Here is a 20,358-nt window from a genome sequence, read left to right on the forward strand (position 1 = left end):
GGCGAGTGCCATGGAGTCGGCGCCGCCGGAGCAGGCCACCAGAACGAGTGGTGGCGGCGGCTCGGTGGGGAGGGGAGCGGCGGGTTGGGGGGCTGCCGTCAGCTGTGCGCTGCGCACGCCGTGCGTGCCGGCGCCCTGTGCGCTGACGCCGCGGGTGCTGACGTCGGGTGCGCTGATGTCGTGCGCGCTGAGCACGTCGTGGAGTGTGCGGCGGACCGCCAGGCGTATTGCGGCGACCGCGGGGTGGGGACCCATGTCCGATTCACTTCCTCGTCAGGGATCTGCGCCGATCGCGGAGGGGGCTTCCGCGGATCCGGGGGGTGTGTCGAAGCCGATTGCTGTCACGCTGCGTATGTTGATGGTGACAGAGACGGACCGTATTCCCCGAGCATCGCACGCGCACCCCGCCCGCACGGTCCCTCGGAAGGGTGATTGGAGAGGCCTCCGCTCGCCTCAATCGGTCTTCCGGTGCACCCTCGCGATCCACTCCGCCGGCTTGGCGATCTCCGCCTTGGTCGGAAGGGTGTTCGGGGAGGTCCACACACGGTTGAAACCCTCCATGCCCACCTCGTCAACCACCGTGCGCACGAACCGCTCCCCGTCCCGGTACTGCCGCAGCTTCGCGTCCAGCCCCAGCAGCTTGCGCAGCGCCAGGTCGAGGCGGCCGGCGCCGGTGGCACGGCGCTTTTGGAACTTCTCCCGGATCTCCGTGACCGTCGGGACGACCTGCGGGCCCACCCCGTCCATCACGTAGTCGGCGTGCCCCTCCAGCAGCGACATCACGGCCGTCAGCCGGCCCAGCACCTCGCGCTGGGCGGGGGTCTGCACCAGCTCGACGAGGCTGGGCCGCTCCTCCTCGCCCTCCGGCTGCTCGGCGCCCTCGCCTTCCTGGCCCTCGCCCGGCTTGCTGCCGGACAGCGACTGGACGGCCTCGCGCAGCCGCTCCAGCAGCGTGGAGGGGTCGATGTCGGTCTGCTCCATGAAGGACTGGATCTCCATGCGCAGGTGGTCGCGCAGCCAGGGCACCGCCGTGAACTGGGTGCGGTGCGTCTCCTCGTGCAGGCACACCCACAGCCTGAAGTCGTGCGGGTCCACCTCCAGCTCGCGCTCCACGTGCACGATGTTCGGCGCCACCAGCAGCAGTCGGCCGCCGCCGTCGGCGCCGCCCGGCAGATCGCGGCCGGCGGGCGCGAACGTCTCGTACTGGCCCAGCACCCGGGAGGAGAGGAACGACAGCAGCATCCCGACCTCGACGCCGGTGACCTTGCCGCCGACCGCGCCCAGCACCGCCCCGCCGGGCATACCGGTGCGGCGCTCCTCCACCTTGCTCAGCAGGGGCGAGAGCAGTTCGCGGAAGCCGGCGACGTTGGCCCGCACCCAGCCGGGCCGGTCCACCACCAGGACGGGCGTGTCCGCCACCTCGGGGTTGGCGGGGGCCAGCCGGGTGAAGCCGCGTACATGCTCCTCGGACACCTTGGCGTGGCGCCGCAGCTCCGCGACGATGCCGCGGGCTTCCTCCCTGCTGACTTCCGGCCCCGGCCGCCCGAGCCGGGCCGCGGTCGCGACCGCGAGATTCCAGTCGACCATCTGTGCACCACCGAGGCTCGTCATTCTTTCACCGTACGTGCAGCGCGCGCGCCGTGGGAGGTGACCGGAGGACCACTCGGCCCGTAGGGGGATCAGCCCGTGGAGGGCGAGTCCCGGCAGCCGCAGTTGGCCAGCGCCGAGGCGAGGCGGTCCAGGGACTTGTGCGCCGCGTCCCGCCCGGGCGCTCCGGTCGTCATGAAGGCGAAGGCCAGCATCCGCCCGTCGGCGTCGACCACGGTGCCGGCCAGCGTGTTCACTCCGGTGAGGGTTCCCGTTTTGGCCCGTACGAGACCTGCCCCCGGCTCGCCGCGCTCGCCGCCGTAGCGGTTGTCGAGAGTGCCGGTGAACCCGGCCACGGGCAGTCCGGTCAGTACGGGGCGCAGTCGGGGCCGGTCCGGGTCGGCCGCCAGGGCGAGCAGTCGGGTGAGCAGTGCGGGGGAGGCCCGGTCCGAGCGGTCCAGACCGCTGCCGTCCGCGAAGCGGGCGCCCTTCACCGGCAGGTCCAGCTCTTCGAGGGTGCGCCGTACGGCGCGGCCCGCGCCCTTGAAGCCGGCGGGCTCGCCCTGGGCGAGTGCGGTCTGCCGGGCGAGGGCTTCGGCGAGGTCGTTGTCGCTGTATGTGAGCATCCGCTCGACCAGCGCGCCGAGTGTCGCCGAGCGGTGGACGGCGAGTTCCTCGGCCCCCTTGGCGGCGGTCCGCTCCTCGGGCGCGCCCCGGACGGTGACGCCCTCCTCGCCGAGTTCTTCGGCGAACGTCTCGGCCGCCTCCAGCGCGGGATCGGCGACGCGCGGCGCGGGGCCGTGGTGGCTGTGGTCGGCCCGGCCCTCGTCGACCATCAGCGGGGTGACCCGGGCCAGGTTCTCGTTGGGGCCGATGACATGCCGTTCGGTGCCCGAGTAGCGGGAGGTGTCGTACCCGAGGCTGATCTTGTGGACGCCGCGCTTGTCGAGGGCGCGGGCCGCGCGTTCGGCCATGGCGGCCAGGTCCCGCTCGCTGAGCGTGGGGTCGCCGCCGCCGACGAGTGTGACGCGGTCGCCCTTGCCGACGGCGCGGGTGGCGATGCGGTAGGTGTCGCCCCGGGCCGTCAGCGCGGCGACGGCGGTGGCCAGCTTGATGGTGGAGGCGGGCGCCGAGACGGCCTTCGCGTTCCGGGCGAACAGCTGCCGCCCGGTGACGGCGTCCACCACGGAGGCGTGCCGCACGGCGCCGAGCGAGCCGTCCTCGATCAGGGGTTCGAGGGTGTCGGCGAGGGCCGAGGGGGTGGGTGCCGGTACCCGCTCCGGGCGGGTGCCACCGCGGCCGCCGGAGCCGCTGGGCGGGCCGCCCTCCCCCGTGCCCTGCCGCGGGAGGGGCCCGGCGGCGGCGAGGACCTGGGGGGCCATGGGGTACGCGCCGCCGCGGCCCGGGGTGTGGTCCGTGCCACTTCCGTGCCCCTGGCGGGCTGCCCGGACGCGCTCGGCCGTACGCTGACCCGAGTCCCACGGCCCCGCCGCCGTCACCGCCACGAGCGCGACCACGAGTCCCAGTGCACCGGAGACGGCGGCCAGCCGGACCGTCTGCCGCTGCTGCGGAGCGGCCGCCCGCCAACGACGCCGGGCCTCGCGTGCCGCGCTGCGGGCGCGGGCGGTCGCGCGTGCGGCTGAGGCGCGGGTGGGTGCCATCGCGGCGGGGATGCCCGCCACCGCGGTACGGGTGCGTGCCGCCGCTGTACGGGTACGGGCCGCCGCGTTGCGGGCCGCTCGGGCGGCGAGGCGGTATACCCGGTTCGCGGTGGCACGCACCTTCGCTCCGGTGTCATGCACCTCGACCAGCCCCTTTCGCGAGCACACATGTGCGTGGGGGACACTTAATCACCAGACTGGAGTTCTTCTGGGGGACGGCCCCCAGGGCACAGCGAGTGCTGATGAGTGTTGATCTCATCTTGATCTATACGGAGGAGCCTCCCTTGGAGTTCGACGTCACCATCGAGATCCCGAAGGGCTCGCGGAACAAGTACGAGGTGGACCACGAGACGGGCCGCATCCGCCTGGACCGTCACCTGTTCACCTCGACCGTGTACCCGGCGGACTACGGCTTCGTCGACGGCACCCTGGGCGAGGACGGTGACCCGCTCGACGCGCTCGTGCTGCTGGAGGAGCCCACCTTCCCCGGGTGCATCATCAAGTGCCGTGCCATCGGGATGTTCCGTATGACGGACGAGGCCGGCGGCGACGACAAGCTGCTGTGCGTGCCCTCCTCCGACCCCCGGATGGAGCACCTGCGCGACATCCACCACGTGAGCGAGTTCGACCGGCTGGAGATCCAGCACTTCTTCGAGGTCTACAAGGACCTCGAACCCGGGAAGTCGGTCGAGGGCGCCAACTGGGTGGGGCGTGCCGAGGCCGAGGCCGAGGTCGAGGCGTCCATCAAGCGGCTGGCCGCCGAGGGCGGGCACTGAAACGAAGGGGTGCCCCTCACCCGGTGCCGCAGGCTGCGGGTGATCCCCCGAGCTCTTCGAGCAGGGGGCACCCCCGGGCTGCGCCCGCAGTTCCCCGCGCCCCTTCGGGGCGCGGGCCCTTAGAACCCGCGGGTCCGTTTCGCGGCGCGGCGGCCCGGTAGCGGGGTCTCCTGACCGGGCGTCTTGATGAAGAGGCGGGCCAGTTCGCCGCCGAGGTTGACGCCGATGGCGATGGCCAGTGCGAGCGCCCCCGCCGTGGCGAGGTGTTCGAAGCCCTTGTTCACATCGCCCTGAGCGACGTTCAGCAGCCCGAAGTAGGTGTTGCTGCCCGGCAGCAGGGGCCCGATCGCCGCCGTGATGTACGGCAGCGACGAGGCGAACTGGTAGCGCGACAGCAGCTGGCCGAAGAGGCCGACGAGACCGGCGGCCGCCACGGTGGAGGGCACCGGCGTGAGGTTCGCCTTGGTCAGCGCGCCGAAGATCAGCCAGGCCACGCCGCCGTTGAGGGTGGCCAGCACCACGGTGTGACGTTCCTGCTGGAGCAGCACACAGAAGGCCAGCGCCAGCAGCATGGCGGCCATCAGCTGGGTGACCGGCCGGTAGGTGTGGTGCACGATGTCGGGCGTCAGCCGGGCGTTCAGCCTGTCGCCCAGGTACAGCACCATCAGCACGCCGCAGACGATGCCGACGATGAGGTAGATGACCTCCAGCAGTCGCGCGGCGGCGGTGATGTAGAAGCCGGTGAGTCCGTCGTGCACGGCGGCGACCAGCGCACGCCCCGGGATCAGTGCGAAGAGGCCACCGGTGATGACCGCGGAGGCCTGAATGCGGGTGTCGGTGTGCTGGGACAGCAGCGCGACGCCGACCCCTATCGCGGCGGGCGGCATGGCGGCGGCCGCGAACTGGTAGAACTCCGGCAGCCCGCGTCCGGCGCACAGCCAGGCGAGCCGGTCGCCGAGCATCGAGCCGAGCGCGGCGAGCAGGAACACCAGCGCGTCGCCGCCCACCAGCAGCGAGGCCGCCCCCGACAGGGCGCCACTGGCCACGGTGAGGGCCCACTTGGAGTAAGGGTGCCGGTTACGGCGCATCTCGGCGAGCCGCCGGTAGGCCTCCTCCAGTGACACCTCGCCCTGGGTGATGTCGGCGACGAGTGCGAAGACGCCCGACAGCCGGGTGTAGTCGGTGCCGCGCCTGCGTACGGTCCTGCTGAGCGTCACCGGGTCGTCGACCAGCGAGGGTTGGTGGGTGATGGACAGCAGGGTGAAGGTGACCTCGGGCTCGGTGCGGTCGAGTCCGTAGGCGTGGGCGACACCGAACATGGCGGCTTCCACGTCCTCGGCGCCCTCGCCGCCGGCCAGCAGCAGCTCGCCGATACGAAGCGTCAGGTCGAGGACGCGGGGGACGGGGGGCCCACTGTCGGCACCCTCCTCGCTGCGCACGGCCCGCTCGGGCACGGGGCGCTCGGCGAGCGGCATCCGTACCAGGGAGCGCATCCGGTCCTGCCAGGGCGAGCCCGGCTTGGCCAGCGGGCCGACGACGGGAATGCCCTCGGGCGGCGTGAAGGCGCTGCCCGGTTCGTTCGTCGGAGGGGTGACGAGTCCTTCCGGAATGGTGAACTCGGAGGTCGGGTGCTCCTCCTCCGGTACGGGCGGAAGCGGCACGCCCAGGGGCGCCGTGAAGGCGCTGTGCGACTCGTCGGACACCGGCTTGGCGTCCTCCGGCTCACCACCCTGCTCTGCGGCGTCGCCGTTTCCCTTGGACTGCCCCACCACTCTCTGTCCGCTCCTTCCCTCGCTCTCCAGCAGTGTCACACGACCAACGCCGTGCCCGAGGGGGACTGTTCCACGGAACGGAAGCGTGCTACCTCACAGTGGAGCATGTGCCGGCGACCCCGCGCCGAAGGCCCCCTGTACAGCACCTGTACGGGGGGCCTTCGGCCGGAAATCGGGCCGCGTCGGAAGGGGACGGACGGCGTGTCGGCCGGTGCGTGCGGACTACACCGACTGCGCGGCGTTCGCCGCGATGGCGTCCCGCATGTACCGGGCCATGCCCGGTGCGATCGCCTCGTAGGTGGCGGTGAACCGCTCGTCCTGGACGTACATCTCACCGAGCCGGGTGTGCATCTCGTGGTCGCATGTGTAGCTGTTGCGGGAGATGAACAGCCGGTGCCGCTCGGCGAGGGCGACCACCTCGGGCGCGTCGGGCGGGTCGCCGGCCGTCATCCGGTCGGCGATCGCCTGGTGGATCTCGTCGCTCTCGCGCTTCAGCGCCTTCCAGTCCTCCTTGGTGTAGGTGGCCGCGCGGCGCTGGGTCTCGCGATACTCCTCGGTGTTGCCCCAGCGCCGTTCGGCCTCCTCCGCGTGCTCGTCCGGGTCGAAGTCCCCGAACACCTCGAACTTTTCCTCGGGGGTGAGATCGATGCCCATTTTGCGTGCCTCCATAGCGCGTTCCACGGCGGCGGCCATCTCCATGAGCCGGTCGATCCGCTCCGTCAGCATCGCGTGCTGCCGGCGCAGCTGGCTGACCGGATCGGCTGCCGGGTCGTCCAGCAGCGCGGCGATCTGCTCCAGCGGGAAGCCGAGTTCCCGGTAGAAGAGGATCTGCTGCAGCCGGTCCAGGTCGGCGTCCGTGTACCGCCGGTGCCCGACCGCCGTACGGTCCCCGGGAACCAGCAGCCCGATCTCGTCGTAGTGGTGCAGGGTGCGCACCGTGACACCGGCGAGACCGGCGACCTGTCCGACGGAGTGGCTCACTTCCGCCTCCTTGTTCGCTGCGGTCGCTTACGGGCATCCACGGTGCTCCCTCACGTCACGTGAGGTGCAAGCCGTATTTCCCGGCCGGGCTCCGGCGCGCCCTCACAGCGGTGGCCGGTCCGTCAGAACGCTGAGGTCGCGTTCGCCCTCACCTGCCATCACGAAGGCACCGTTCTCCAGACGGGCGATCAGTTCGCGGGCCCAGGCGGCGTCGCTGTCGGCGGTGTGCACCCACAGCTTCATGATCTCCGCGATGTGCCCCCACTCCTGCGGGGCGCCGCCGTCAGGGGTCCAGTCCCGGGTGATCTCGCGGCGCCAGCTCTCCAGTGCGGCGACCCGCTCCTTCAGCAGCGCGACGGCTTCCTCGCGGGGCAGGTCAACGAGGAAGCCCACAGCGGAGGTCAGCAGTTCCTGCTTCTCCTGAATGGCGGTCAGCGCGTACCGCAGCAGCCGGAAGAACTCCGCCTCGCCGGCTTCGGTGATCTCGTACTCGGTGCGGGGCGGGCCGCCCACCGTGCTGGGGGCGGTGTCGTGGGCCACCAACAGGCCCTGCTTGGCCAGCTGTTTGAGGGCGTGGTAGATCGACCCCGGCTTGGCGGTGGACCACTCATGGGCGCCCCAGAACCCCAGGTCGTTGCGGACCTGGTAGCCGTGCGCCCGCCCGCGCAGGCGCACGTCTCCCAGCACCAGCAGCCGGATCGCCGACATCGCTTTGCGCTCCCCTGCCCCGTCACACCGTCGTTGCTTTTGTCAAGCACCACCTTATGCGGGCCGGGCGGCGGGGAGCGGCCGCGCGGCCTCAGCGCCGGCCGGCGTCGTCCTGCCCGGTGTCGTTCTGCCCGGCGTCGTCCTGCCCGGCCTCGCCGCCGAAGGCGGACCAGTCCGGCTCGGGCATCGCGCCGGTCTCGAACACCAGGTCGAAGGCACCCTTGCCGTCGATCGTCTCCCGGATGATGTCGGCGTGCCCGGCGTGCCGCGCGTACTCCTCGATCAGGTGCAGCAGACCCCAGCGCCAGGAGAACTCGCCGCCCTTGTCCCACGGAGCGGGCGGTACCACGAAGGTCTCGTCGAGCGAGGAGAGCTCACCGACCGCCTTCTCGGTCTCGGCGGCGATCCGCTCGCTGCGCTCGAGCAGCACCTCGACGGTCTCCTCGGTGGAGGGGGCGAAGCTGTGCTCCCACTCCGCCTTCTTCTCCTCCTCGGTGGCCTCGATACCCCGGAAGGTGCGCAGCCAGCCGCCCTCGACCACGGTGACGTGCTTGAGGAGCCCGGCCGGCGACAGCTCGCTGGCGGCGGGGGCGCTGCGGGCCTGCTCCTCGGTGAGGCCGTGTACGGCGCGGCGGACACCGCCGCGCTGGGCCTCCAGATAGGCCAGGAGTGCTGCGCGCTCGTCACCGTGCTGCTCGGCCTTGACGACTACCGGCATATTGCTCGCCACCTCTCGGATCGATCCGGGACGCCTGCTCCCCGGCTGCTGACTACAAGCTATGAGGCCTTGCGGTCAGGTTCTGTCCTCGATGGTCCGATGGCGGGCCCTTCTGTCCCTTCCCGGGCGCGCCCCCCCGGGAGCGCGCCCGCCGGTCAGGATCAGAAGGGGAACTCGCTGCGCTCCCGCTGGATGGAGACCCACCGCGTGGTGGTGAAGGCCTCCACCACCTGGGGCCCGTTCAGTCTGCCGAGGCCCGAGAGCTTCTCCCCGCCGTAGGGCACGGTCGGCTCGTCCGCCACCGTCGAGTCGTTGACGTGCACCATGCCCGCCTCGATCCGGCGGGCGACCGCGATGCCGCGCTCGATGTCGGCGCTGTGCACCGCACCCGCGAGCCCGTAGGGAGTGTCGTTGGCGACCCGCACGGCCTCCTCCTCGCCGTCCACCGGGATGATCAGCGCTACGGGCCCGAAGATCTCCTCGTGCAGCAGCGGTGAGTTCCTGGGCAGGTCCGTCAGCACGCTGGGCGAGACGAGGTTGCCGTCGACCGCGCCGTGCAGCAGCGCCGTGGCACCCTCGGCGAGGGCCTGCTCGACGATGGCCGTCACCCGCTCGGCCTGGCGGGAGTTGATCAGCGGGCCGATGTGCGTACGAGGGTCCTCCGGGTCGCCCACCACCAGCCGGCTGACCCGCTCGACGAACTTGGCGGTGAACTCCGGTTCCAGACGCCGGTCCACGATGATCCGGTTGGCCGCCATGCACAGCTGGCCCTGGTTGACGAAGCGGCTGTAGACCGCGGCGTCCACGGCGTAGTCCACATCGGCGTCGTCCAGCACCACCAGGCCGCTGTTGGAGCCGAGTTGGAGGATGACGCGCTTGAAGTTGCGGCCGGCGACGGTGGCCACATGGCGGCCGACGCGGTCGGAGCCGGTGAAGGAGATCACCTTGGGCACCGGGTGCTCGATCAGGGTGTCGCCGATTTCCGCGCTGTCGGTGATGACGACGTTCACCAGCCCCGGCGGCAGCCCGGCGTCCTCCAGCACCTTGGCGACCAGGGTGCCACCGCACACCGGCGTCGACTGGTGCGGCTTGAGAAGGACGGCGTTGCCCAGGGCGAGCGCGGGCGCGGCCGACTTCACCGCCAGCAGGAAGGGGTAGTTGAACGGCGAGATGATGCCCACGACCCCGACCGGGTCGCGGTAGACGCGGTTCTCCTTGCCGGGGACCGAGGAGGGCAGGATCTCGCCGAGCGGATTGAGCGAGAGCTGGAGCGCTTCGCGGAAGAACTCCTTGACCATGTGGATCTCGAAGGCCGCCTTGTGCCGGGTGCCGCCCAGCTCGGCGATGATGGCCTCGGTGATCTGCGGCTCGCTCTCCTCGATGACCCGGATCGCCCGCTCGAAGACGCGTCTGCGGGTGTACGGGTTGGTGGCCGCCCACTCACGCTGCGCGCGTGCTGCCGCGCGGTACGCCTCGTCCACCTCGTCGCGTGTGGCGACGGTGATGGAGGCGAGTTTCTCCCCGTTGTACGGGTTGAAGTCGATGATGTCCCAGGAGCCGCTGCCGGGACGCCACTCGCCGTCTATGCACTGGAGTGCCAGATCCGTGAAGTAGGACATGCCATTCCTTCTGGGGGTTGAAGGAGATGCTGCTGCTTGGTCATCGTACCGGCGGGTCACAGGAGTTGGCGGATTCTGTGGAGGTGATCCCGGGTGTGTTCGGGAGAAAGACTGATATCGACCAGCCGCCGCAGCACCTGGTCGTACTGTGCCACCTCGTCCCGCTTGTCCAGGTACAGCGCACTGGTGAGCTGTTCGAGGTAGACGATGTCGTTGAGGTCGGACTCGGGGAACCGCAGCAGGGTGAAGGCGCCGGACTCGGCGGCGTGCCCGCCGAGTTCGAACGGGACGACGTGCAGCCGCACATTGGGCTGCTCGGAGATCTCGGCGAGGTGGGCGAGCTGGGCCTCCATGATGGCTTTGCTGCCGAACGGGCGGCGCAGGGCCGCCTCGTCGAGGACGCAGACCAGTTCGGGGGCGTTCTCGCCGAGCAGCAGCTTCTGCCGCTCCAGGCGGAGCGCGACGCGGCGTTCGACCTCCTCCTCGGCCAGCGGGGTGCGGTGCCCGGCGGCGACGACGGCGTGTGCGTACTCGCCGGTCTGCAGCAGACCGTGCACGAACTGGACCTCGTACGTGCTGATGTACGAGGCGGCGGCCTCCAGCCCGACGTAGGTCTGAAACCAGCCAGGCAGCACATCGCTGTAGTTGTGCCACCAGCCGGCGACGCTGGAGTCCCGGGCCAGATCGAGGAGGGGTTCCCGCTCGGCGTCGTCGGTGACGCCGTAGAGCGTGAGCAGATCCTCCACGTCCCGGGCCTTGAAACTGACCCGGCCCAGCTCCATCCGGCTGATCTTGGACTCGGAGGCCCGGATCGAGTAGCCGGCGGCTTCGCGGGTGACGCCACGGGCCTCGCGCAACCTCCTGAGCTGGGATCCGAGCAGGATGCGCCGGACCATCGAGCCGCTGGAACTGTTCGCCCCCTTCGCCCCTCCGGTGCCGCTCTGTGCCGATTCTGTTGCCATTTCGATCAGCCCTCCACCCCTGCTTGAAGGGAAGTGTGCCATCCCCGCGCTCCGTTGCGTGCCCGCCCGATTACACACGATCGAAAGTCTCTCGTGCACGTGCATCTGCCCTTGCATCTGCTGTGGGCATTGGGAACCATGGGGATGGCACAAGTGGACCCGTCGGCAAGGAAGTTGGCCGCGCGGGTTGCGCTGTGACGCCCGCAGCAGGCGGGGAAGCACGGCCGACAGGATCCGCGCAGGATCATCAACTGCCGCTGACGCCAGGAGTGGCCCTTGTTGGGGACCGAAGGATCGACGGTGCTGGAGCCCTTATGGGAGGGGCTCCCCACGCCGGGTGCCGCCTCGGTCTCCGGCTCCGCTTCCTGCGCGCTGCCGCCGTGCTACGAAGCGGTCTCCAGCGCCCGGAACTTCACCCGAAGGACGCTCCAGCGCTGGGGCCTGACCGAAGAGTTCGACGACGTGGCGCTGGTGGTCTCCGAACTGGTGACCAACGCCATGCGGCACGGCCTGACCCCCGGCGCCGATCACGGGGCGGCGTCGGGGGACGAGGGCGACCCACCGGTCCGGCTGCATCTGATGCGCTGGTCGGCCCGGCTGGTCTGTGCCGTACGGGATCCCAGCGATCGACCGCCCGACACGACGGCCGTACGACGTGCCGCCCATCGGGGGGCCCACGGGGGATTCGGTGAGAACCACGGGATGCTCGGCGGTCACGGGGGCCGCACGACACTCCCGGACTCCATGGAGTACGGGGGCTCCATGGATCGAGGGGGTTCCCCGCCCGTCGGGGGCCCCCTTGGGCTCGGGGATCCGCTCGGCCGCGAGAGGGTCCCCGGACACGGGGGTCACGGGGGAAACGGGGGACACGGGGGCGCCGTGGAAGCCGTAGACGCGTTCGACGCGTTGGGCGCCTTGGACTCCGAGGAGTTCGAGGTGCCCGGCTTCACGGCGGAGTCGGGCCGCGGACTGTGCCTGGTCGACTCCTTCAGCGACGCCTGGGGCTGGCACCCCCTCTCCGGACCGCTCGCCGGGAAGATCGTCTGGGCGCTCTTCCGGCTCGGCCGTGAGACCCTCGAGGGGCCGGTGCTCAGTGAGCTACCAGGTCGTCGAACTCACCGTCCTTGACACCGAGGAGCAGCGCCTGCACCTCGGCGGGCGTGTAGATCAGCGCGGGCCCGTCGGGAAAGCGGGAGTTGCGCACCGCGATGTCCCCGTTGGGCAGCTTGGCGAACTCGACACAGGTTCCCTGCGAGTTGCTGAACCGGCTCTTTCGCCATACGACCCCCTCCAGGTCCCTGGCGGCCATGCCGTTGAACGCATCGGGCACTTGGATCTCCTGAGGGGTCGGATGTGCGGGACCGGGTCGTGCAGCCGTCAACTGCCAACTTCCCGGGATCATAACTTCGTTCACGTACTGATGCATGTGCGGATGCACGTGCACGACCCCGGGTCGCGGGGTCATCACAGCCGGTCAGGGCCCTTGACTTGAAGTTCTCTTCAAGTTCTAGCTTCCTTTCATGAGCATGGAGATGACCGCCTGGCACGCGCTCTACAACGCGCGCCACGCCCACCAGGACCAGCACCCCTTCTCCGCGACCACGGTCCGCCGTGTCATTCGCTTCGCGCACCGCCACCACCGCAAGCTGGTGGCGTTCATGCTGCTCAGCAGCGTGCTCGCCGTCCTCACGGTGGCCACACCGCTGCTCGCCGGACAAGTGGTGAACGTGATCGACCAGGGAGCGTCGCCACCCGGCGGCGGCAAGAGCGACTCCAGCAGCACGGTGCTGCTGCTGGCCGGCCTGATCGCGGCCATCGCCCTGGCAGAGGCCGGAGTCGGCATTCTGACCCGCTGGCTGTCCGCGCGTATCGGGGAGGGACTCATCCTCGATCTGCGTACCTCCGTCTACAACCATGTGCAGCGGATGCCGGTGGCCTTCTTCACCCGCACCCGTACCGGCGCGTTGGTCAGCCGTCTCAACAACGATGTCATCGGTGCGCAGCGCGCCTTCTCCTCCACCCTCTCGACGGTCTTCAGCAACCTCGTCACCCTGCTGCTGACACTCGTGGTGATGTTCAACCTCTCCTGGCAGATCACCCTGCTCACCCTGGTGCTGCTGCCGCTGTTCGTGGTGCCCGCCCGGCGGATGGGCGCCCGGCTCGCCCGGCTGGAGCGGGAGCGGGCCGACCACAACGCGCAGATGAGCACCCAGATGACCGAGCGCTTCTCCGCCCCCGGCGCCACCCTCGTCAAACTGTTCGGGCGCCCGGCCGAGGAGTCCGCCGAGTTCGCCGCCCGCGCCGACCGCGTACGCGACATCGGCGTGCGCACCGCCATGGTCCAGGAGGTCTTCTTCACCGCGCTGACCCTGATGGCCGCCCTCGCGCTCGCCGTCGTCTACGGGCTCGGCGGCTACCACGCACTGCGCGGCGACCTCGACCCCGGCGCCGTCGTCTCCCTCGCGCTGCTGCTCACCCGCCTGTACGCGCCGCTCACCGCACTGGCCAGCGCCCGGGTGGAGGTGATGAGCGCGCTGGTCAGCTTCCAGCGGGTCTTCGAGGTGCTCGACCTCGAGCCGCTCATCGAGGAGAAGCCCGACGCCGAAGAGGTGCCCGCCGGTCCCGTCTCCGTGGAGTTCGAAGACGTCCACTTCAGCTACCCCTCCCCCGACAAGGTCTCCCTCGCATCCCTGGAAGAGGTCGCCACGCTCGACACCAGGGGCGGCGAGGAGGTGCTGCACGGCATCTCCTTCCGCGCCGAGCCAGGACAGATGATCGCCCTCGTGGGCTCCTCGGGCGCGGGCAAATCCACCCTCGCCTCGCTGGTCCCCCGCCTCTACGACGTGGACAGCGGCGCCGTACGGCTCGCGGGCAAGGACGTCCGCGACCTGAGCGCGGCCACGATCCGGCAGACGCTCGGCATGGTCACCCAGGACGGCCATCTCTTCCACGACACCATCCGCGCCAATCTGCTCTTCCCCCGACCCGACGCCACCGACGAGGAGCTGTGGTCCGCGCTGCGCCGGGCCCGCCTCGACGGCCTCGTCGCCGCCCTCCCGGACGGCCTGGACACCCTCGTCGGCGAGCGGGGCTACCGGCTCTCCGGCGGTGAGCGGCAGCGGCTGACCATCGCCCGACTGCTGCTGGCCAGGCCCCGGCTGGTGCTGCTGGACGAGGCCACCGCCCACCTGGACTCCACCTCGGAGGCCGCCGTGCAGGAGGCGCTCGGCGAGGCACTGCAGGGCCGCACCTCCCTGGTGATCGCGCACCGGCTGTCCACCGTCCGGGCCGCCGACCAGATCCTCGTCCTGGAGGAGGGCCGGATCGTGGAGCGGGGCACCCACGAGGAACTGCTGGCCGCCGGCGGACGGTACGAGCAGCTGTACCGGACGCAGTTCCGGGAGACGCAGGACGGTGCCGAGGTGACAACCGTGGCCTGACGCGCCGAGGCGCCGTCACCCCGCCGGACGCGCTCGGCGCGCGCGGGGTGACCCGCGGGCACAGGCTGAGCTGTGGACCGTCCTCGGCACCGTCCCCAGGGACGGTCCACCGGCCCACGCCAGCCGCTCCCGGAAGGACACGAGCGCCATGAGTAGCTCCAGCCTTGAGTCCCTGACCCGCTGCTCCGTCGCCGTCGACCTGGGGGCGGCCAGGACCCGCGTCTACGCGAAGGGGGCGGGACTCATCGTCGACCAGCCGTCGGTCGTCGCCGTGAACAACCACTCCGGCAGTCTGATCGCGGTCGGCGCGGCGGCGGAGCGGATGGACGGCCGTACGCCGCAGCACATCCAGGTCATCCGGCCCGTCGCCAACGGCCACGTGGTGGACATCGACATGGCCCGGCGGATGGTGCGGACCCTCGTCGGCGAGAAGCTGCACGGCCTCAAACGGCGGCGGACCATGCAGCGGGCCCTGGCCACCGTCCCGCACGACGCCGACCCGCTGATGCGCCGCGCCGCCGTCGAGACACTCGCCGGGGTGGGCGCGCGCCACGTCGAGCTGGTGGAGACCCCGATCGCCGCGGCGATCGGCAGCGGGCTGCCGGTCGCCCACCCGGAGGGAGCGATGGTGCTGGTGTGCGGGACGACCACCACGCAGGTCGCGGTGGTCTCGCTGGGCGCCGTGGTCGCGGGGGGCACGGTCGCCCTGGGCGGGGAGACCATCCACCACTCCGTCGTGCAGTACCTGCGCAACCGGCACGAACTGCTGCTGCCCAGCCAGGACGTCCGCCCGCTCCACCTGGCGCTGCTGGGCAGCGGCGGAGTCGGCAACGGCGTCTACACCGGCCCCATCGAGGTGCAGGGCCGCGATGTGGTCTCCGGACTCGCCCGTACCGTCACCATCGACCCGGAGGAGGTGCGCGGAGCCATCCAGACCCCGCTCACGGGCCTCATGGACACCATCCGCGTCGTCCTGCACCGCTGCCCGCCCGACCTGGTGGCCGACCTCGCCGAGCGCGGAATGGTGCTGGCGGGCGGCACCGCACGGCTGCCCGGTCTCGCCGACCAACTGCGGGAACACACCGGGATGGCCGTCCAGGTGGCGGACGAACCGGAACTGTGCGCCGTCAACGGGCTCGCCGCGATGATGGCCGGCCGGGTCATGCCCTACCTCGCCGAGCCGACCGTCGCCGGGGACGCGGGCGCCACCGCAGGAGCGGGCGCCGCACCCGCGCAGGACGGACTGCCCGGCTCAGGTCCCCTGGCGGGGGGCCGGGAGGTGATCGGCGCCCCGGACCCGGTGGGAGCGGCGGACGCGGTGCCGGTGCCGGAGCAGGACGCCGGGTGACCCACCGGAGCAGGACGCCGGGTGACCCGGCAGCCGACAGCCGGGCCCGGACCGGGCCGGGCCCGCTTCGGGCGGGTCCGTCAGATCGGGCCCGCCGCGCGGTCCTGCGGGGCGTACGGCGCGAAAAGGTCCACCAGCCGGGCACGGCAGCGTTGGAGTCTGTCACCCATCACCGCCGCGACGGTCCTGGTCATCGCCAGGCCCAGCGCCTTGTCCTCCTCGCACAGCACACGCACCGAGAGCGCGTCGAACTCCAGCGCACGCACCGGACTGTCCGCCTGGGCGGCGAGTGACCACACATACGGCTGGAACATCCACGACCAGCCGAGCAGTTCCCCGTGGCGGACGTGGTCGATGGCCACGTCACGGTGTCCGGGAATGTGCATGGCCAGCGTCGCCGAACCGGTGTGCAGTATCCAGAAGCGTTCGGCCTTCGAGCCCTCCTCGAAGATCCGTTCCCCGGCATCGAAGTGCACTTCGTATCCCAAGGAGCGCACCCGCTCTCGCTGCTCGGGGGTCAGCTCGCCGAGCAGTCCCGTCGTGGTTTGCATGGCCCGCCCTCCCTTCCGGGAACGGAGCGACGTATTCCCACGTCACGGCTTTTTCACCGTACCTCGCATCACCCGAACAGGCGAGTTCGCGGAGACGGAACGTACCGTCGGGAGTATGTGCAGAAGCATTCGGACCCTGCGTCCCCCCTACGCCGAAGTCGTCACCGAGCAGGACGTGCGGGCCGCCGCCCTCCAGTACGTCCGCAAGGTGTCCGGGTTCCGCGCCCCGGCCGCGCACAACCAGGCGGCCTTCGACCTCGCCGTCGAGCGGATCACCGCAGCCACCGACGAACTCCTGGAGAGCCTGGTGGTCAAGGGCGCCAGCTGAGCGGGCCGGGGCCCCGGGGCCTCAGTGCCGTGCGCCCGCACCCGCCTGCTCGCGGCCCTCCAGCAGCCGCAGCAGCTCGCCCAGCATCCGGGCGAGCCCGTCACGCTGCTCCTCGCCCAGCCCCGCCAGCAGCGACCGCTCGTACGCCACCTGCTCCGGCATGATCCGGTCCACCAGTTCGCGGCCGCTCGCGGTCAGCGACAGATGGGCGACCCGGCGGTCCCGCGCGTCCGCACGCCGCTCGATCAGCCCCCGCTCCTCCAGGGTCCGCACCCGCTTGGTGACGGCCGTGCCCGAGGCGTACGTCTCCCGCGCCAGCCGGCCGGGGGTCAGCTCGCGGTCCTCACGGCGCAGCGCGCTGAGGATGTCGAACTCCGGACGCGAGAAGCCCTCCCGGACCAGCGGCGCGTCCGACGCCTGCCGCAGCAGCGCCGCGCACCTGGTCAGGCGGCCGACGACTCCGATCGGCTCGGTGTCGAGATCGGGCAACACCTCCCGCCACTGGCCCAGCACCCGGGCAACCACATCCCCCTCGGCATCCCCCTCGACCGCTCGGCCGTTCTGTTCCGCCGCTCCGGCTCCGTCGGCTCTTTCGCCGGGTGCGTCTTCCGCCGGCACACGCTGCCCCTCTCACCCGAGCTGTCACTCCCGTACCCGCCCAATTCTGCCGTCGGGGGACAGGGCGGTACGGGAGCGGGGTCCCGCCGGGCGCACGTGGCGTCCGGCGGACCCCCGGGTGAAGGCGGCGGTCCTACCAGTCCTGCTGGTCGGACGGCTGCCGGACGGGCACGTTGAGCCGGTTGAAGAGATTGGTGACACCGATCATCAGCAACAGCCCGGCGAGCTGCTTGTCCTCGAAGTGCCGGGCCGCCTCGTCCCACACCTCGTCCGGAACCGCGTCCGACCGGTCCGCCAGTCGCGTCGCCGCCTCGGCCAGTGCCAGGGCGGCCCGCTCCGCCTCCGTGAAGTACGGGGTGTCGCGCCACGCGGCCACCGCGTGCAGCCGCTGATCGCTCTCGCCCGACTTGCGGGCGGTACGGGTACCCAGGTCCACGCAGAAACCACAGGCGTTGATCTGGCTGGCACGCAGATGGACCAGCTCCAGCGTGCTCTGGGGCACCCCCGAACCCTGGACGCTCTTCAGCAGCCCCTGGATGTGCTCGTTGACCTGGGGCAGCAGCGTCGCGGCGTTGGGCATCCGTGCGGTCATCTCTCGCTCCCTCTGTCACACCTTCGGCGCTCCCGGCACCGGAGGCGCTCTCGCTTCGTCACCCGTACGACGGATCGAGGGCACCGGAATGTGACACGCGGACGCGCTGCTGTCCGCCCGGCGTCACGGCGCGGCCTCACGCAGCCGCCGCCAGCGGGTGTAGCTGGGGCTCAGCTCCGCGGCGCTGGTGTGCACGGCACGGGCGTGCGCCAGCACGGCCTCGGCCACCTCGGCGGCGGGCGAGTCCGGATGCCAGCCCAGCACATGCCGCCACATCAGGGGCGACCCACGCAGGGCCCGGGTCACCAGACCGGGAGTCGGCGGGAAGGTCGCCCGGCACAGGCCCACAGCGCGCCCCACCTGCACCAGATGCACACAGGAAGCGGTGTCCGTCTCGTACACCGCCTCCGGTGTGAACCCGGCCCGCGCACACGCCGCCGCGAAACACTCCGCGAAGCAGCCGTCCCCCGGCACATTGGTCCAGCACGCGCCCGCCAGCTCCTCCAGCGGCACCTCCTCACAAGCGGCGAACGCATGCCCCTCCGGCAGCATCACGAACACCGGATCGGTGGCCACCTGACGCCACACCAACGCGGCCCCGCCCGCCACCGACGGCGGCCGGCTCGGCCCGCACACCCCCGTCAGCGCGTAATCGATCCTGCCCTGCGCCACCAGACCGGCCAGCTCCCGGGACGACCACGAGGTGTACGTCGTCACCGACGCGGCCGGACAGGCGGAGGCCAGCCGGTCCACCAGACCACCCAGCAGCGGCCCGTGCGTACCGCCGAGCCGGTAGCGGGCCGGCCCGCCCTGACCCGCCGCCCGCCTGCGGTTGAACCGGCGCGCCTCCTCCTGCAACTCGGCGACCGCGGGCACCAGCAGCCGCGCCCGCTCCAGCACCAGCTCCCCCAGCTCGGTGGGGCGCACCCCGTGCGGGCCCCGCACGAACAGCTCACCGCCCAGCGCCCGCTCCATCCGCTTCAGCTGCGCACTCAGCGCGGGCTGCGCCAACCCCAACCCGGTCGCGGCCCGCGTCAGACTCCCCGCCTCGGCAATGGCCGAGACGACCTTGAGGTGTCGCAGTTCCAGGTCCATGCCCATACGGTGGGGCGCCCACCGACCGCCGACAAGAGGGGTGCCGCCCCCCTCTTCCGGACCTCCCCGCCCCTCCCCCGCCCCCGGCGGGGACCGAGCTGCCGAGCCGCCCGACAAGTGAGTACCTTTGTCATGCTGCAAATGTTCCGGGGAGGAAGAAGGACGCGGTATGCGCAATACGAGCGGCCCTGACTTCGCACGGGCGGAAATGGTGCGGCTGCCGGGCGGGAACGGTCTGTGGGTGGTACGCGCGGAGGGCGACATCACGGACGCCGACCATCCGGCGCTCCGCACGGCCGCACGGCCCGCCCCCGGCTGCACCGCCGTGATCATCGACCTCGCCCTGGTCGCCAGGGTCTCCGCCGCCGGCGTCCGCGCACTGGTCGCCGGCGCACGCGCCCTGGAGGAACGCGGCAGCAGACTGCTGGCGGCCACCACCGACGCCCGGATCGCCCACGTACTGGCCGAGGACGCCGCCCTCACCGTCGTGGACTCCGTCGCCGAGGCGACCACCAGCTGCGCCGGCCTCGACCCGGCCGCCACCGGGCCCGGCCCCGACCCGGCCGCCACCACCGGATCCGGCCCCGACCCGGCCGCCGTCGGGTCCGGCCTCGGCATCGGTGTCCCCGCACCGAGGCGACCGGAGCAGACCGGCGGGCATGGGGGCCTGGCCGTCACCACCGCGACCCAGCACCCGGCACCGGCCACCGCACCGGCCACCGCACCGCCCGAAGAACTGGTCCGGCTGCGCGAGGAAGTACGCCATCTGCGGGCCAAGTCCCGCACCCATCCCCTGATCTCCCGCGCCCTGGGCATCCTGGAGGAGCGCTACCGACTGCCCGACGACCGGGCGGCGTTCGCACTCCTGGAGGCCAGCTCGCAGCGGTTCAACGTACGGCTGCGCACCCTCGCCACCGCCGTGGTGACCGTCCCCGCCCCCCGCTCCTACGACTCCGAGTGGTTCCCCGGCCGCGAACGGCTCACCGCTCCCCCGCTGACCTTCGCCCCGGGGCTGCGGGCCGCCTCCGCCAACGCCGCCGAGGTCCTCTCCGCCGTGCTGCGCCACAGCATGGAGGTGGCCGAGACGAGCATGGGCAACGTGCAGCTCGTCGACCCGGTCACCGGCGACCTGCGGATCGAGAAGCACCGAGGGCTGGACGACGACTTCCTGGAGTTCTTCGACCGCGTCGGCAAGGACGGGACCGCCTGCGCCCAGGCATCGCAGCAGCTCACCCGGGTGACCGTCACGGACGTGGCCACCGACACCGTCTTCGACGAGCCCGCCAGGAAAGTGCTTCTCGCCGCCGGCAGCCGCGGGTGTCACAGCACGCCGCTGGTCGTGCCCTCCGGGCAGGTGGAGGGCATCGTCTCCACCCACCACGAGCGGCCGGTACGCGCTTTGACGGCTGCGCAGGCGCGGGCCCTGGACGAGATGAGTCTGCAGGCCGGGCGTTGGCTGGAGTGGTACCAGCGCACCGTTGTCCTCGACGCCCTGGAAGACCTCCACTTCGCGAGCAGCACCTGGCGATGAACCCCGCCGCCAATGGCTGAGGGGGCCCGCCTGGGCCCCCTCCCTGGTGTTGGGGGCTCTGCGGGTGGGTG

The 20,358-nt window shown here is 71.5% G+C and carries 19 protein-coding genes and 1 pseudogene; 6 read left to right on the top strand and 14 right to left on the bottom strand.

Translation table 11 applies throughout. From position 1 onward, the window contains the following. The 3 genes and pseudogenes from KBY19_RS31395 to dacB all read right to left on the bottom strand — a co-directional run. Positions 1-255: pseudogene (locus KBY19_RS31395) on the bottom strand (tRNA lysidine(34) synthetase TilS); the annotation flags it as partial. 198 nt (positions 256-453) lie between these two features. After that, on the bottom strand, positions 454-1,611 hold the full coding sequence (locus tag KBY19_RS31400) for a zinc-dependent metalloprotease (protein WP_099883296.1): 1,158 nt from the start codon (positions 1,609-1,611) through the stop codon (positions 454-456). Positions 1,612-1,679: 68 nt separating this feature from the next. Continuing rightward, positions 1,680-3,248 carry a D-alanyl-D-alanine carboxypeptidase/D-alanyl-D-alanine-endopeptidase gene (gene dacB, locus KBY19_RS31405; protein WP_185019470.1) on the bottom strand — a complete coding sequence of 523 codons (1,569 nt, stop codon included), beginning with the start codon at positions 3,246-3,248 and terminating at the stop codon, positions 1,680-1,682. A gap of 284 nt (positions 3,249-3,532) precedes the next feature. Between dacB and KBY19_RS31410 the strand changes: the two genes are divergently transcribed. Next, entirely contained in the window at positions 3,533-4,024 is a 492-nt protein-coding gene (locus KBY19_RS31410) for an inorganic diphosphatase (RefSeq protein ID WP_099883295.1), read from the top strand. Positions 4,025-4,143: 119 nt separating this feature from the next. Here the strand turns inward: KBY19_RS31410 and KBY19_RS31415 are convergent, their stop codons facing one another. From KBY19_RS31415 to KBY19_RS31440, 6 genes are all read right to left on the bottom strand, one after another. Continuing rightward, positions 4,144-5,796 carry a threonine/serine exporter ThrE family protein gene (locus tag KBY19_RS31415; RefSeq protein WP_099883294.1) on the bottom strand — a complete coding sequence of 551 codons (1,653 nt, stop codon included), beginning with the start codon at positions 5,794-5,796 and terminating at the stop codon, positions 4,144-4,146. 222 nt (positions 5,797-6,018) lie between these two features. Then, positions 6,019-6,777, bottom strand: coding sequence for a MerR family transcriptional regulator (locus KBY19_RS31420; protein WP_210967200.1), 759 nt, complete (start codon positions 6,775-6,777; stop codon positions 6,019-6,021). A gap of 102 nt (positions 6,778-6,879) precedes the next feature. Beyond that, entirely contained in the window at positions 6,880-7,485 is a 606-nt protein-coding gene (locus tag KBY19_RS31425) for a PadR family transcriptional regulator (protein WP_099883292.1), read from the bottom strand. A 91-nt stretch (positions 7,486-7,576) separates the two neighbouring features. Then, on the bottom strand, positions 7,577-8,203 hold the full coding sequence (locus tag KBY19_RS31430; protein ID WP_185017805.1) for a DinB family protein: 627 nt from the start codon (positions 8,201-8,203) through the stop codon (positions 7,577-7,579). Between the two features lie 161 nt (positions 8,204-8,364). After that, entirely contained in the window at positions 8,365-9,822 is a 1,458-nt protein-coding gene (locus KBY19_RS31435; RefSeq protein ID WP_099883290.1) for an aldehyde dehydrogenase family protein, read from the bottom strand. A 56-nt stretch (positions 9,823-9,878) separates the two neighbouring features. Continuing rightward, a complete protein-coding gene (locus KBY19_RS31440) occupies positions 9,879-10,784 on the bottom strand; it encodes a helix-turn-helix transcriptional regulator (protein WP_099883289.1) in 906 nt (301 codons plus the stop codon). Positions 10,785-11,063: 279 nt separating this feature from the next. Here KBY19_RS31440 and KBY19_RS37850 point away from each other — a divergent pair, with 279 nt between their 5' ends. Beyond that, the gene (locus KBY19_RS37850; protein ID WP_368860998.1) at positions 11,064-11,912 is read left to right on the top strand and encodes an ATP-binding protein; all 849 of its coding nucleotides are present in this window, start codon (positions 11,064-11,066) and stop codon (positions 11,910-11,912) included. Here the strand turns inward: KBY19_RS37850 and KBY19_RS31450 are convergent. Next, positions 11,875-12,114 carry a DUF397 domain-containing protein gene (locus KBY19_RS31450; protein ID WP_099883287.1) on the bottom strand — a complete coding sequence of 80 codons (240 nt, stop codon included), beginning with the start codon at positions 12,112-12,114 and terminating at the stop codon, positions 11,875-11,877. The genes KBY19_RS37850 and KBY19_RS31450 overlap by 38 nt on opposite strands. A gap of 190 nt (positions 12,115-12,304) precedes the next feature. Between KBY19_RS31450 and KBY19_RS31455 the strand changes: the two genes are divergently transcribed. Further along, complete coding sequence (locus KBY19_RS31455; protein ID WP_099883286.1) at positions 12,305-14,224, top strand: ABC transporter ATP-binding protein; 1,920 nt, start codon at positions 12,305-12,307, stop codon at positions 14,222-14,224. Positions 14,225-14,372: 148 nt separating this feature from the next. Continuing rightward, the gene (locus KBY19_RS31460; protein ID WP_099883285.1) at positions 14,373-15,572 is read left to right on the top strand and encodes a rod shape-determining protein; all 1,200 of its coding nucleotides are present in this window, start codon (positions 14,373-14,375) and stop codon (positions 15,570-15,572) included. A gap of 80 nt (positions 15,573-15,652) precedes the next feature. Here KBY19_RS31460 and KBY19_RS31465 read toward each other — a convergent pair whose 3' ends face one another. Continuing rightward, entirely contained in the window at positions 15,653-16,123 is a 471-nt protein-coding gene (locus KBY19_RS31465; protein ID WP_099883284.1) for a Crp/Fnr family transcriptional regulator, read from the bottom strand. 115 nt (positions 16,124-16,238) lie between these two features. Here KBY19_RS31465 and KBY19_RS31470 point away from each other — a divergent pair, with 115 nt between their 5' ends. After that, positions 16,239-16,451, top strand: coding sequence for a DUF2277 domain-containing protein (locus KBY19_RS31470; RefSeq protein WP_099883283.1), 213 nt, complete (start codon positions 16,239-16,241; stop codon positions 16,449-16,451). A 21-nt stretch (positions 16,452-16,472) separates the two neighbouring features. On the opposite strand, the gene KBY19_RS31475 is transcribed toward KBY19_RS31470, so the two are convergent. The 3 genes from KBY19_RS31475 to KBY19_RS31485 form a co-directional block, all read right to left on the bottom strand. Beyond that, a complete protein-coding gene (locus KBY19_RS31475) occupies positions 16,473-16,976 on the bottom strand; it encodes a MarR family transcriptional regulator (protein ID WP_099883282.1) in 504 nt (167 codons plus the stop codon). 226 nt (positions 16,977-17,202) lie between these two features. Then, on the bottom strand, positions 17,203-17,661 hold the full coding sequence (locus tag KBY19_RS31480; RefSeq protein WP_099883281.1) for a carboxymuconolactone decarboxylase family protein: 459 nt from the start codon (positions 17,659-17,661) through the stop codon (positions 17,203-17,205). A 123-nt stretch (positions 17,662-17,784) separates the two neighbouring features. Then, complete coding sequence (locus KBY19_RS31485) at positions 17,785-18,756, bottom strand: LysR family transcriptional regulator (protein ID WP_099886693.1); 972 nt, start codon at positions 18,754-18,756, stop codon at positions 17,785-17,787. Between the two features lie 169 nt (positions 18,757-18,925). Here KBY19_RS31485 and KBY19_RS31490 point away from each other — a divergent pair, with 169 nt between their 5' ends. Next, positions 18,926-20,287 (top strand): ANTAR domain-containing protein, encoded by a 1,362-nt coding sequence (locus KBY19_RS31490; RefSeq protein ID WP_210967202.1) that lies wholly within the window; start codon positions 18,926-18,928, stop codon positions 20,285-20,287. Positions 20,288-20,358 lie beyond the last annotated feature (71 nt).

This window comes from Streptomyces sp. B15 (genome assembly GCF_018070605.1).
Taxonomy (GTDB): Bacteria; Actinomycetota; Actinomycetes; order Streptomycetales; family Streptomycetaceae; genus Streptomyces; species Streptomyces smyrnaeus.